The 12,991-nt window shown below is 70.7% G+C and carries 11 protein-coding genes and 1 tRNA gene; 5 read left to right on the top strand and 7 right to left on the bottom strand.

Translation table 11 applies throughout. The features are described from left to right. Nucleotides 1-79: 79 nt before the first annotated feature. The 4 genes from MJ604_RS15870 to MJ604_RS15855 form a co-directional block, all read right to left on the bottom strand. Nucleotides 80-265 carry a hypothetical protein gene (locus MJ604_RS15870; RefSeq protein WP_243059460.1) on the bottom strand — a complete coding sequence of 62 codons (186 nt, stop codon included), beginning with the start codon at nt 263-265 and terminating at the stop codon, nt 80-82. Between the two features lie 42 nt (nt 266-307). After that, complete coding sequence (locus MJ604_RS15865) at nt 308-961, bottom strand: response regulator transcription factor (RefSeq protein ID WP_243059459.1); 654 nt, start codon at nt 959-961, stop codon at nt 308-310. Between the two features lie 213 nt (nt 962-1,174). Beyond that, nucleotides 1,175-1,558, bottom strand: a complete 384-nt coding sequence (locus MJ604_RS15860; protein ID WP_243059458.1) for an Ltp family lipoprotein — start codon at nt 1,556-1,558, stop codon at nt 1,175-1,177. A 35-nt stretch (nt 1,559-1,593) separates the two neighbouring features. Next, the gene (locus tag MJ604_RS15855) at nt 1,594-2,169 is read right to left on the bottom strand and encodes an OB-fold putative lipoprotein (protein ID WP_243059457.1); all 576 of its coding nucleotides are present in this window, start codon (nt 2,167-2,169) and stop codon (nt 1,594-1,596) included. A gap of 252 nt (nt 2,170-2,421) precedes the next feature. Between MJ604_RS15855 and MJ604_RS15850 the strand changes: the two genes are divergently transcribed. Further along, nucleotides 2,422-2,670 (top strand): hypothetical protein, encoded by a 249-nt coding sequence (locus tag MJ604_RS15850; protein WP_243059456.1) that lies wholly within the window; start codon nt 2,422-2,424, stop codon nt 2,668-2,670. 62 nt (nt 2,671-2,732) lie between these two features. Here MJ604_RS15850 and MJ604_RS15845 read toward each other — a convergent pair whose 3' ends face one another. The 3 genes from MJ604_RS15845 to MJ604_RS15835 are packed head-to-tail and all read right to left on the bottom strand — an operon-like array spanning nt 2,733 to nt 5,006. Continuing rightward, complete coding sequence (locus MJ604_RS15845; protein WP_243059455.1) at nt 2,733-3,773, bottom strand: adenosine deaminase; 1,041 nt, start codon at nt 3,771-3,773, stop codon at nt 2,733-2,735. A 13-nt stretch (nt 3,774-3,786) separates the two neighbouring features. After that, the gene (locus MJ604_RS15840; RefSeq protein ID WP_243059454.1) at nt 3,787-4,533 is read right to left on the bottom strand and encodes a thioredoxin domain-containing protein; all 747 of its coding nucleotides are present in this window, start codon (nt 4,531-4,533) and stop codon (nt 3,787-3,789) included. Beyond that, nucleotides 4,533-5,006, bottom strand: coding sequence for a MauE/DoxX family redox-associated membrane protein (locus MJ604_RS15835; protein WP_243059453.1), 474 nt, complete (start codon nt 5,004-5,006; stop codon nt 4,533-4,535). Before MJ604_RS15835 ends, MJ604_RS15840 begins: the two co-directional genes overlap by 1 nt. Before the next feature lie 78 nt (nt 5,007-5,084). Here MJ604_RS15835 and orn point away from each other — a divergent pair, with 78 nt between their 5' ends. The 4 genes from orn to MJ604_RS15815 all read left to right on the top strand — a co-directional run bounded on the left by orn (nt 5,085) and on the right by MJ604_RS15815 (nt 12,720). Next, nucleotides 5,085-5,741 (top strand): oligoribonuclease, encoded by a 657-nt coding sequence (orn, locus tag MJ604_RS15830; protein WP_308194149.1) that lies wholly within the window; start codon nt 5,085-5,087, stop codon nt 5,739-5,741. 40 nt (nt 5,742-5,781) lie between these two features. Further along, nucleotides 5,782-5,857, top strand: a tRNA-His gene (locus MJ604_RS15825). Nucleotides 5,858-6,146: 289 nt separating this feature from the next. Continuing rightward, nucleotides 6,147-7,634 carry a PhoX family phosphatase gene (locus MJ604_RS15820; RefSeq protein WP_243059452.1) on the top strand — a complete coding sequence of 496 codons (1,488 nt, stop codon included), beginning with the start codon at nt 6,147-6,149 and terminating at the stop codon, nt 7,632-7,634. Nucleotides 7,635-7,821: 187 nt separating this feature from the next. Further along, on the top strand, nt 7,822-12,720 hold the full coding sequence (locus MJ604_RS15815) for a fibronectin type III domain-containing protein (RefSeq protein WP_243059451.1): 4,899 nt from the start codon (nt 7,822-7,824) through the stop codon (nt 12,718-12,720). Nucleotides 12,721-12,991 lie beyond the last annotated feature (271 nt).

Raw genomic sequence — 12,991 nt, 5'->3', positions numbered from 1 at the left:
CCGAAGAACGCTCACGGACTTCTAATCCGACGGTCGCAGGTTCGAATCCTGCCGGGGGCGCCCTTCTCGGTACGTCGCGTCAGCGGTCCTCGGGGATGACCGCCTCCGCGATCGGCGTCTCGTACTGCTCGCGCTCGTCGGGGTCGAAGTCCGGCTGGTCGGGCCGGTTGACGTGGTCCTCCGGCTCCATGTCGACGTCCGGAGGCGTCGGCGTCTCCTCCTCGACCGGCTGCGGCGTGCGCTGCTGTTCTCCCTTGTCTCCCATGCCCGTGAGTACCCCGCGGGCGGGAGGGGCATTACCGACGGATCACCGGCGGATCGTGGTGTCGATGCTGCGCATCCGGTCCGGCTCGAAGCCGTGGTGCATCCCCCACGCCACCGCCTGGGAGCGCCGGGCGACGCCGATCTTGCGGTAGCCGGTGCGGATGTAGGTCTTCACCGAGTTGATCGACAGGTAGGTCTGCTCCGCGATCTCCTGGTTGCTGAGCCCCTGCACGATCAGCGCGAGCACCTCGGCCTCGCGCGCGGTCAGGCCGTTCTCGCGGCCCGGCCACTCGCCGTTCGCGGCGCCGTCGGCCAGCCCGGCCGACGGCGGCGGCGTGATGGTCTCGCCCCCGTGGATCGCCTCGAGCGCGTCGGCGATCTCCGTGGCGCTCAGGCCCTTCGACAGGTAGCTCGCCGCGCCCCGCTCGATGGCCCGCTCGACGAGTTCGCGCTGGGTGTTCCAGCTGAAGATGACCACACGGTGGCCGCGGCCGGACACCAGGTCCTCGAGGTCCACGGCGTCGCCCTGCACCTGGCCGAAGGTGTCGTACAGCACGAGGTCGACGTCGCTGACCACGGGCAGACCGGAGTCCAGCTCGACGACGCGGATCCGGTCCTGGTGCGGCGCGAGCATCGCCGCGACGCCGGCGACGACGATCTCGTAGTCGTTGACGACCGCCACACTGATCGGGGGCATGGTCCCCGTCTACCCGGATGTGACCCTTTCGACACGCGCGCCAATGCAGGTTTTCCACCCCCGGGCGGGATACAAAAGAGGTGGCCCCGCTTGGTATGAGCTCGCGGGGCCTCATTCATTTCTCGTCGTTCCTGCCCACGACCGGCTCCGCGCCAGCCGGCGGGCCCTTGCCCCCACCCGAGTCCACGGGTGGGGACCGCCGTCGGGGCCGACTCAGCAGGCCCGCGTGTGGTGAGCCCCGTAGCGCGCCTGGGCAGCCGTGAACTTCTCGTACTCCAGCTGGTCGATCAGACCGGAGCAGGAGAAGTGCGAGTACCGCAGGTAGTCCTTGGCGGAGCCGACGGCCTGGTTGTTCCACGAGACCTTGATGTGGTTGACGGCGTAGTTCGAGACGCTTCGGCTGAAGCCCTCGTACTGGAGCTGATCGGACAGACCCGCCTTCGAGAAGTGCGTGAAGTCGAGATAGTCGTACGCCGTCCCGATGGCCTGCCGTTGCGGGCCGGTGGTCGCGTTCGCGGCCGGCGCGAGCGCGACGCCGCCCAGAACGGTGCTCGTCAGGAGCGTGGCCGCGAGGGCGGCCTTGATGGTGGTGCGCATGTGCGGTGTCCTTCTCTAGGCGTGGTCGGAGTGGGTCAACCGACGATCTCGGCGTGGGCGAGCTCGACGCCCAGGTCGCCGCCGTCCTCGAACTCACCGATGACGGTGATGTCGTCGCCCTTCTTCAGCGAGGCCACCGCGTCCTGCGCCTGGTCGTCCGCGTTCACGGTCCACACGTCCCAGTCGGAACCGGTACCGATGTTGATCACGTACTCGCTGTCATCGAACAGCTCGGTGTCGATCGAGGCCACGACGCCCGTCACCTTCAGGACCTTGCCGTCGTACTTCGCATCAGCGGCGGCCTCGTTCTCCTCGAACTCCTTCAGGATCACGTCGGCATCAACGCTCACCGGCTTCGGAGCATCGGCCTTGGCCTCGCCGCCCTTGGCATGGGACGCGGCGACCGCCTTGTCCACCGCCGACTCGGACGGGTCACTGGATCCGCCGCCGCTCGACACCGCCGCAATGCCGATCACCGCTGCGGTGGCAGCCGGGAGGATGACTCGCTTCTTCTTGTAGAACGGCCGCTGCGCCTTCGCGTAGGCCTTCGCCGCCTTGGCCTGCGCCTTGGCGTCCTTGTAGGTGGGCTCCGGGATGGTGGCGTTGCTCATGGTGTTCCTTCTGTCTCCGTGGTCGGTTGCGATCCGGACGGCTCGTCCGATCTCCCTGCCTGATGGCGAGGAGGTCGGGCGCTCAGTCCCGAGCGAGTGCCGCTGACCAGGGAGGGCTTCGGGTGACCTCGACGGTCTTCCTGGCTGCGTTTTCCTCATGCTCTCTAAAGGTACGCTATGGGGTTGCTATCGCATAGGTATCACGACCGTGACGCGCAACACTGCTACTGCTCTGTGGTAGGTTCCGGAGCCATGGCACGCCCGTACGCAGATCCGGTGGAGATCATCACCGCGCCCATCCCGGCGCAGTCCCCGTTCATCCCCGCCGAGGCGAAGATCGTGGTGGGAGCGGTCGCCCCGGCGTCTCCGGAGCCGATCCCGATCGTGCTGCTGCCGGGATTCGAGTACCGGCTGCGCGAGTGGAGGCACCCGAGCACCGGCGAGGTCCACTGGCGGCTCGAGCGGCGGCGTGCTGCCCAGGCCGGCGAGAGCCAGGACTAGCTGGCGGCATCGTCGCCCCGCTGATCGGCCGTGGGAGCGCGGAGCCCGCGTGCCTGCGCGGACTACTTCCCGGCGGCGTACTCGTCGATCTCGCCGAGGATCCGCGTCTTGACCGCCTCGTCGGCGAACGACGCGCGTACGCCGGCCCGTGCGAGGTCCGCCACGCCCGCCTCGTCGAGGCCGAGCAGGCCGGCGGCGATCTCGTACTCGCGGTTCAGCGTGGTGCCGAACATCGGCGGGTCGTCGGAGTTCACCGTGACCGTCACGCCGGCGTCGCGGAACGCACGGATCGGGTGCTCCTCGAGCGTGGCGACCGCGCGGGTCGCGATGTTCGACGACGGGCACACCTCGAGCGGTACGCCGGTCTCGGCGAGGTGCGCGAGCAGCTCCGGGTCCTGCGCGGCCGACGTACCGTGCCCGATCCGCTCGGCGCCCAGCAGCAGCAGCGCGTGCCAGATCGTCTCCGGGCCGGTGGTCTCCCCCGCGTGCGGGACGCTGCGCAGCCCGGCCGCGCGGGCGGCGTCGAAGTGCGGCTGGAACTGCGCGCGCGGCACCCCGATCTCGGGGCCGCCGAGGCCGAAGCCGACCAGCGCGTCCGGCCGGTGGTGGAGCGCGAAGTCCAGGGTCGCGTCCGCCGACGGCACACCGGACTCCCCCGGGATGTCGTAGATCCAGCGCAGCACCAGCCCGAAGTCGCGCTCGGCGGCGACCCGGGCGTCCTCGATGGCCTCGGTGTACGCCTCGATCGCCATGCCGCGGCCCTCGTCGTGCGGGAGCACCGAGGTGTACGGCGTGCACGTGAGCTCGGCGTACCGCAGCCCCTGCCCGGTCGCCATCTCCCGGCCGATCTCGTAGGTGAGGTAGCGGATGTCCTCCGGGGTCCGGACCAGGTCGACGACCGCGAGGTAGACCTCGATGAAGTGCGCGAAGTCGCGGAACTCGAAGAACGTCCTCAGCGCGTCCTCGTCGCTCGGCACCGTCCCGGGATGGCGCTCGGCCAGCTCGGAGACGATCCGGGGCGACGCCGAGCCGACGTGGTGCACGTGCAGCTCGGCCTTGGGCAGGCGGGCGATGAAGTTCCCCAACGAGGACGGAGTGCTCACGCGCCGCAGTCTGTCACTGCAGCTGGGCGATCAGGTTCTCCGCGAGCTCGTCCATGGTGCGGCCGTCCTGGAAGACCTCGCCGTCGAGCAGGACCGTCGGCGTGCTGTTCACCCCGGCGTCAGCGGCTGCCTGGGTCGCCCGCGCCGCCGCGTCGGCGCCGTCCTGGCTCTCGATCCGGTCGCGGACGTCGGACTCCTCCGCGCCCGCCTCGACCGCCAGGTCGATGAGGTCGTCGTCCGACGGGAACGGGCCCGCCTCGGACGGCTGGTTCTCGAACAGCAGGTCGTGGAACTCCTTGGCGACCTCCGCGCCCGACTCCTCGAGCACGATCTGGAAGGCCCCGGCGGCGCGCTCGGAGTAGTACTCGAAGTCGCGATCGTCGGTGGTCGAGAGCAGCACGAACGGCCGGTACTCGACCTGCACCTTGCCGTCAGCGGCCAGCTCGGCCAGGCCGTCGCCGCTCGCCCGCTCGAGCTCACCGCAGTAGGGGCAGAGGAAGTCCTCGTAGATGATCACCGAGTGCGGGGCGTCGTCCGGCCCGATGGTCAGGCCGAACTCGCTGCCGGCGGCAGGCGCGTCCACGTCGGTGGTCGTGTCGAGCGCCCGCGCGAGGAAGAACCCACCGACCACGATCACCAGCAGCACGGCGACGACGCCACCGACCATCAGGTTGCGGCGGCGGCGCTCCTCGCGCTGCTGCTCGGCCAGCGCGGCGGCGGCGCGGCTGGCTCGGTCGGCTTCGCGGTTCTTCTTCGACATCACGATCCTTCGGGCTCGGGAGTACGGCGGAACAGCATCGAGTCCAGGGCCAGTCTCGTGGACGGCTTCCAGACCAGGAAGAGGGAGGCGAGGAGGAGCACGGCGTCCCGGGCGATCTCCCAGGGGTACTTGTCCGTGGCGTTCGGGTCGTAGCCGCCGCCGCCGAAGCAGCCGCAGTCGATGGTGATCCCGCGCGCCCACGCGGACGCGATGCCGATGATGAACAGCACGAAGAGGATCGCGGAGCCGAGCGCCGCCCACCGGGTCAGCAGGCCGAGGACCAGGCAGAGCCCGATCACGATCTCGATGACCGGCAGCAGCTGGCCGACCGGCTGGACCAGCTCACCCGGGAGGAGCTGGTAGGCGCGGACCGCGTTCACGCTCTGGGCGGGGTCAGGCAGCTTGAGCGCGCCGGCGACGATCCACACGCCGCCGACGACGAGCCGCGCGAGCAGACCCACCCATTCCCTCACGGGCCTGAGCCTAGGCCCCGAGCCTGAGTGAGACCTGAGCGCCGAAGGTCCCGAATCAGTGGGACTAAGGTTGCCCGTGTGAACGAACGACTCGTCTGGATCGACTGTGAGATGACCGGCCTGGATCTCGGGGCCGACGCGCTCATCGAGGTGGCCGCGCTGGTCACGGACTTCGACCTCAACGTGCTCGGCCAGGGCATCGACCTCATCATCAAGCCCACGGCCGAGGCACTCGACCAGATGAACGACTTCGTCAAGGACATGCACGAGAAGTCCGGCCTCTCCGCCGAGCTCGACTCCGGCATCACGCTCGAGGAGGCCGAGGAGCAGGTGCTCGCCTACATCAAGGAGCACTGCCCCGACGGCAGCCGGCCGCCGCTGGCCGGCAACACGGTCGCCACCGACCGGGCGTTCCTGGCCCGCGACATGCCGAACCTCGAGTCGTTCCTGCACTACCGGATCGTCGACGTCTCCTCGATCAAGGAGCTGTCGCGGCGCTGGTTCCCCCGTGCCTACTTCCAGGCCCCGGCCAAGCGCGGCAACCACCGCGCCCTCGCCGACATCCAAGAGAGCATCGAGGAGCTGCGCTACTACCGCGAGGCCGTCTTCGTCCCCTCCCCCGGCCCGGACAGCGACGCGGCCCGCGCGATCGCCCTCAAGCACGGCGGCGCGCTCACCGGGCTCACCGGCGACGCCCCGTCCACCGGCGAACCCGATTCCACGAACGCGGAGTGATTCCCCTACACTTTCTGCTCGGTCCAACTGGACCGACCTGGTGGGTATAGCTCAGCTGGTAGAGCGCCGCCTTGTGGTGGCGGATGTCGCGGGTTCGAGTCCCGTTACTCACCCCAGGAAGTCAAGCCCCTGACCTGTGCGAACAGGTCGGGGGCTTGACCGATTTGAGGCGCCTGCTGCTCTGCGCTGACGGAGTCAGCTGTGACTCTTCGCAGGGTGCGCAGGACCGACCCGGATGTGCTCTACCGTCCGGTGGGTCCTGGCGCCATGCATCGCGGATGAGATGACCGGCGCACACGCCCCTGGTCACCTCCGGCGGCCAGGTCTAGCGTGGCGGGATGGGCCGAGGCCCACCTCGGCCATGTTCGATCCGGGAGGACGACAATGGCACTAGATCGTCGCAGCGTGTTGAAGACCGGGGCCGCGGCGGCGGGCGTCGCGCTCACCGGTGGTCCCTTCCAGGGACTGCTCGCCGAGTCCGCGTCGGCCAAGCCGGGGCACATCCCTCGGTACGACCTGGTGCCGGCGCGTGACCGCCGTGACGGCGAGGTCCGGCTTCATCTGCCACGAGGCTTCTCCTACCGCTCCTTCCACGACACCGAGTTTCCGGTGACCCTCGACGACGGCACCCTGCTTCCGGGACGACACGACGGCATGGGGGCGTTCCCCGGAACCAACGGGACCATCCGCCTGGTCCGCAACCACGAGGTCACGAACTCCGCGACGGCTACCGCGTTCGGGCCGGGTGCTCCGTACGACGTGAACGCCGGCGCCGGCTGCACGACCATCGAGGTCACCAAGTACGGCGAGGTGGTCGACTCCTACACCAGCCTCAACGGCACGATGTTCAACTGCAGCGGCGGTGTCATGCCCTGGGGATCGTGGATCACCTGCGAGGAGACGGTCAACGGTCCCGACGTGGGCCCGGACTTCCAGGGTGCGCCCAACACCCGCCTGGAGGAGAAGCACGGCTACGTCTTCGAGGTGCCGGCGAACGGCCAGAGCAACCGCCAGCCGATCACCCGCGCCGGGCGCTTCCCTCACGAGGCCGTCTCGTTCGACCCGGTCGACGGCATTCTCTACCTGACCGAGGACAACTTCGAGTTCCCGTCGGGCTTCTACCGCTACATCCCCCGGCACCACCCGATGGAGACCGGATTCCTCGACAACGAGGGTCGACTGCAGATGCTCGCGGTCAAGGGTCGTCCACTCGCCCACCTGGAGGCACGGCAGCGGCGACGCGCGACGTACAAGGTCGAGTGGGTGGACATCGACGACCCGGATCCGACGATGCCTGCCGGCACCACGAACGACCAGGCGCTGGTCAAGGTCGGCGACCAGGGCCGGGCGCAGGGTGCTGCGCTGTTCTCCCGGCTCGAAGGCCAGGTCTACGAGGACAACGTCGTCTACTTCACCTCGACACAGGGCGGCGGTCCGGCCGAACAGGACTGGGGCGCCACGGACGACGATGACGACAACGCCAGCGGCTTCGGCAAGGGCAACGGTCAGGTCTGGGCCTATCACTGCCGGTCGAAGACACTGCAGGTCATCTACCAGGCACCGGTCGACGACACCGAGGCCAACCTCACCTTCGACTTCCCCGACAACATCACCACCAGCAAGCACGGCACGCTGGTGGTGTGCGAGGACAGCACCGTGGACAACTACATACGCGGGCTCTCCCGAGGCGGACGGCTGTGGGACATCGCCCTGAACCGCCTGGTGAGCCAGGTCAGCACTGACCCGGCCACCGGTGAGTTCCGGCAGCGGTACGCCGACGAGTTCGCGGGATCGACCTTCTCGCCCGGCGGCCACACCCTCTTCGTGAACATCCAGGCCAGCGCCGGCATGACGTTCGCCATCTGGGGTCCGTGGCGCAGGATCGGGGTCTGACCCGACCGGCGACCCCTAGCGCGCGTGCGACCGGGGCAGGACGGAGACTCCGCGGCCCGGCCACCCCCCAGGTGGGGTAAATCGACGCACGGCCCTGCCCGGCCGGCGCCGCCCGTGCTGAAGATGCGAGCACCCACACGACGTCGTGCCCCGGGCGCCGCGACCAGGTGACGAGGAGGGCATCGCCATGATCGGGTCACGCACACGGAGGCAGCGTCGGGGGCACCGCAGCGGTGTACGGCGGCGCAGGCTGGTCGGCATCGCCCTCGCGTTCACGCTCGCGGCAGGCGCCGGCACCCTCGTCGTCCAGCAGGCAGCGCCCGCAGTCGCGGTCGAGGCTGGCACCCTCACCAGCGCCGCCGCCGACCCGGTCATGAACAACGAGCAGATCGTCCTGGACGGCACCCTCCCGCCGGCCCGGGCGCGCACCGTCACGCTGCAGCGGCGCCTCGGCAGCGGCGCGTGGGCCACCGTCCGGTCCCAGACGTCGCGCGCCAACGGCAGCTTCACCTTCACCGTCAACGCACCCACCAGCGGCACCGGCATCGTCGGCTACCGGGTGATCGCTCCCGCCGTGACCGTCGCCGGCACCAGCTACCCCGCCGTCGAGACCCCACCCGTGACGCGCGGCCTGACCGCCCAGGCGAGCTGGCTCGACGGCCCGGCCCGCATCCTGCGCGGCACGGCGTTCACCCTCTCGGCGTCCTTCCACCCGGCTCGGCCCGGCCGGACGGTCGCGCTGCAACGGCGCAACGGCAGCCAGTGGGCCCAGCTCGCCACCAGCACCCAGAGCGCCTCGGGAACCGTCGCCTTCCCCCGCCCGGCGACCCAGACCGTGGCACTGACCGAGTACCGCGTCGTGGCTCAGAACTACCGACAGGCGGCCGTCGCGACGTCCAACGTCGTCGGCGTCCGGGTGCTCGCCAGCGGGGACGTCACCCCGGCCGGTGTCCCCACCGGACTGGCCGGATCCCTCGAGCAGAGCCTGGCCGCGGCCGACCTGAGCTGGAACGCTGCCACCGGCACCGGCCTCGCCGGGTACCGCGTCTACCGCGGCATCACCGCGACCGGTCCGTGGACCCGACTCACTCCGACCCAGATCACGGCCATCAGCTTCCGCGACGCCGGAGCCGTCGCCACCGCCCCCTGGTACGCCGTCACCAGCATGGACGCCTCCGGCAACGAGTCCGCGCGCAGCACCTCGGTCCGACCCGAGCCGCAGCAGGGCGACACCACCCCGCCTCCCGTGCCGGCCGGCCTCTCCGCCGAACCCGGGGACGGCCAGGTCGGGCTCGACTGGACGGACGTCAGCGCGGCCGACCTCGCCTCCTACCGCGTCTACCAAGCGACCTCCGCGGCCGGTCCCTGGACGGCGGTCGGCGGCCCCGTCACCAGCAGTCAGCACACCGTCTCGGGCCTGGACAACGGGACCCAGTACTGGTTCGCCATCACCAGCGTCGACCAGACCGGCAACGAGTCCGACCGGTCCGCGCCGGCGGACGCAACCCCGGCGGACGCCACCGCTCCCCCGGTCCCCACCGGCCTCGAGCCCTCCGCGGGCGACGAGCACGTCGTCCTGGACTGGAACGACGTGAGCGCCGGGGACCTCGAGACCTACCGGATCTACACCGCTCCCGGCTCCGGAGGGCCGTGGACCCTGCTCGACACCAGCGCCGGGACCGCGAGCGTCTACACCGCGACCGGGCTGGTCAACGGCACCGAGTACTGGTTCGCCGTCGCCAGCATCGACGCGACCGGCAACGAGTCCGACCGGTCCGACGCCACGTCCGCCACGCCGGCCGACACCACCGCGCCACCACCCCCGACCGGGCTGAGCGCCACCCGAGGCGACCAACAGGTCGCGCTGGACTGGAACGACGTCGACGACGACGAGCTCGACACCTACCGGATCTTCCAGTCGACCTCACCCGACGGACCGTGGACGCCGGTCACCGACGTCGACGACAGCGAGCACACCGTCACCGGGCTGCTCAACGACACCGCGTACTGGTTCGCCGTTGCCGCCGTCGACCAGGACGGCAACGCCTCCGCACGCTCCGACCACGCCTCGGCCACGCCGACCGATCTCACGGCACCCGCGGCGCCGACCGGGCTGACCGCCACGGTCGGCGACCGCCAGGTCAGCCTCGCCTGGGACGGGTCTCCGGAAGCGGACCTGCGCGACTACCTGATCTACCAGGCTCCCGCGGCGGACGGTCCGTGGCAGCTCGTCGACGACGCCGCCGGCAACAGCCGCACCATCGGGTTCCTCACCAACGGCACCACCTACTGGTTCGCCGTCGTGGCCCGCGACACCCACTTCAACATCTCGGACCGCTCGACTCCGGTCTCCGAGACGCCGCGCGACCTCACGCCCCCGCCGGTGCCGGGCGCGCCGGTTGCCGTCGCCGACGACAAGCAGGTCCACCTGTCCTGGACGACCACCGGGATCTCACCCGACCTCGCCGGCTTCCAGGTGTACGTCGCGAGCTCCGCGAGCGGGCCCTGGACCCAGGTCGGCGGACTTCTCGGCGCCAACAACCACTCGGTCACCGGCCTGACCAACGGGACGCAGTACTGGTTCGCCGTCACCAGCGTCGACGCATCCGGCAACGAGTCCAACCGTTCGCCGGCCACGCCGTCGACGCCGGAGGACACCGACGCACCACCGGTCCCGACCGGTCTGGCGGCTGACGCAGGCGACAGCGAAGTGGCCCTGACCTGGGACCCGGCCGGCGCGAACCAGCCGGACGACATGGCCGGATACCGGATCTTCCGGTCCACCAACGGAGGCCAGAGCTGGACGATCCTGGCCGACGCCACCGACGAGGACAGCAGCTACCTCGACACGGCCGTCACCAACTACACCACCTACACCTACGCGATCTCCTCGAGGGACGAGACGGGCAACGTCTCCGCGACGTCCGCGACCGCGACCGCCATCCCGACGGCCCCCGCCACCCTCGACATCAGACCCGGCGTCTCCACCAACAGGATCCACACCTGCGACGTACGGGCCAACGGCTCGCTGCGCTGCTGGGGACACCCTCAGGCCCTCGGTGTCTCGAGCTCGGGCCTGATCGGCTCGGCGGCGACACCTCAGACCGTCGCTCGACCCCACGGCGTGAACTGGGCGAAGGTCACCACCGGCTTCGAGCACACGTGCGGACTCACCGTCGATGCCCGCCTGTTCTGCTGGGGCGCGAGCTACAACGGACAGCTCGGCCAGGGCAACACCGGGACCGCGGTCCCCGGTCAGGTCGGCACCATCGGCTGGACGGACGTCGATGCCGCCTACCACCACACGTGCGCGATCCGGACCGACGGCACCATGTGGTGCTGGGGCTGGAACCTCTTCGGCCAGGTCGGCGACGGCGCGGCCACGACGCAGCGCACGCCGATCCAGGTAGGCACCGCCACGACGTGGGCGAGCGTCGCCGTCGGCACCACCATGAGCTGTGGAGTCCGGACCGACGGCACCGCCTGGTGCTGGGGTAGCGGCGCCTTCGGCAACGGCGCGCCGGGCTCCCAGTCGGCCGTGCCCGTGCAGGTCGGCACCGACACCGACTGGCAGCGGCTGAGCGTCGGCAACGGGCACACCTGCGGAATCCGCTCGAACGACACGCTCTGGTGCTGGGGCAACACCGGATACGGCCAGATCGGCGACGGGACCACCACCTCGACGACCCGGACGACGCCGACCCGGGTCGGCACCTCGTCCGACTGGTCCGAGGTGTCCGCCGGCGACGGCTCCACCTGCGGAGTCCGCGATGTCGACACCGACGGGGGCACCCTGTGGTGCTGGGGCCGGAACACCGCCGACCAGGCCGGCACACCGCACCCGCCGGACCGGCTCACGACGCCGACCCAGGTCGGCACCGCATCGGACTGGCGCAGCCCGGCGATCGAGCACCTGACCGCCTGCGGCTCGCGCGCCGGCACCACCTGGTGCTGGGGCGACTACGCCTACGGCCAGGTCGGGGACGGGAACGACGGCGACCAGGAGACGCCGTACCAGGTCACCTCCTCGACCGGCTGGACCCGGCTCTCACCGTCCACCGGCTTCCACTCCTGCGGAGTGCGTGGCGACGGCACCGCCTGGTGCTGGGGGACCAACTACGGACAGCTCGGCGACGGGGCGACGACCGGGATCCCCAGCGGACCTGTGCAGGTCATCGGCAGCAACTGGGACACCGTCACCGTCGGCAACCTCCACAACTGCGGCCTGCGCACCGACGACACCCTGTGGTGCTGGGGCAACAACCAGCACGGCCAGGTCGGCGCAGGTATCCCTGACTCGGTGCTCAGCACCCCGACCCGGGTCGGCACGGCCTCCGACTGGGAGAGCCTCGCGGCCGGACGCGACACCACCTGCGGCATCCGCGCGCCCGGCACTCTGTGGTGCTGGGGCTACAACTCCAACGGCCAGGTCGGCGACGGGACCACCGAGACCCGCAACGCGCCGGTGCAGGTCGGCTCCGACAGCAACTGGGCCGCGGTCTCCGGCGGGTTCCAGCACATGTGCGCGCTGCGCGACGACGGGACCGCCTGGTGCTGGGGCGGAGCGAACTACAGCGGCGAGCTCGGCAACGCCAGCTACGGCGTGGTGCAGGGAACTCCCGTCCAGGTCGGCACCCGCACCGACTGGACGAGCATCAGCGCCGGGTCCAGCCACACGTGCGCGACCCGCGCCGACGGCACCGCCTGGTGCTGGGGCCACAACGGCGCCCGACAGTTCGGCGGACCGAGCCCCGACCCGCAGCGCAACCCGAACCCGGTCCAGGTCGGCAGCCGTACCGACTGGGTGAGCATCAGTGCCGGGTCCTACTACACGTGTGGCGTCACCGCGGACCAGCGGGGTTGGTGCTGGGGCACGAACGGCAACGGCCAGATTGGGGACGGCACCAAGGCCCAGCGCGACACGCCCCTCCAGCTGCCCGGCAGCTGGGCCCAGCTGGACGCCGGCGACCAGGGCACCACCTGCGGGACCCGCACGGACGGGACCGGCTGGTGCTGGGGCTCGAACCTGCTCCAGCAGGCCGGACCCGTCACCTACCGCGCCACTCCCGGGCCCGTCCCCGACTGAGGATCCGACGCTGGTCGAGCAGCGTGCACCCGCCCGCTGGCCGAGCAGCGAGCGCCAGCGAGCGTCGCCGAGACCCCCGCACCCGAGCGCCGACCCCGACCCACGGGGTCTCGACAAGCTCGACCGACGCTGGTCGAGCAGCGAGCGCCAGCGAGCGTCGTCGAGACCCCCGCACCCGAGCGCCAGCCTCGACCCACCGGGTCTCAACAAGCTCCACCAACGCTGGTCGAGCAGCGAGCACCCGCCCGGTGGTCGAGCAGCGAGCGCCAGC

It is taken from the genome of Nocardioides sp. SR21, assembly GCF_022761125.1.
In the GTDB taxonomy this organism is placed as follows: domain Bacteria; phylum Actinomycetota; class Actinomycetes; order Propionibacteriales; family Nocardioidaceae; genus Nocardioides.
The sequence above is the reverse complement of the archived record's forward strand: the minus strand, read 5'-3'. Positions and strand labels throughout refer to the sequence as shown.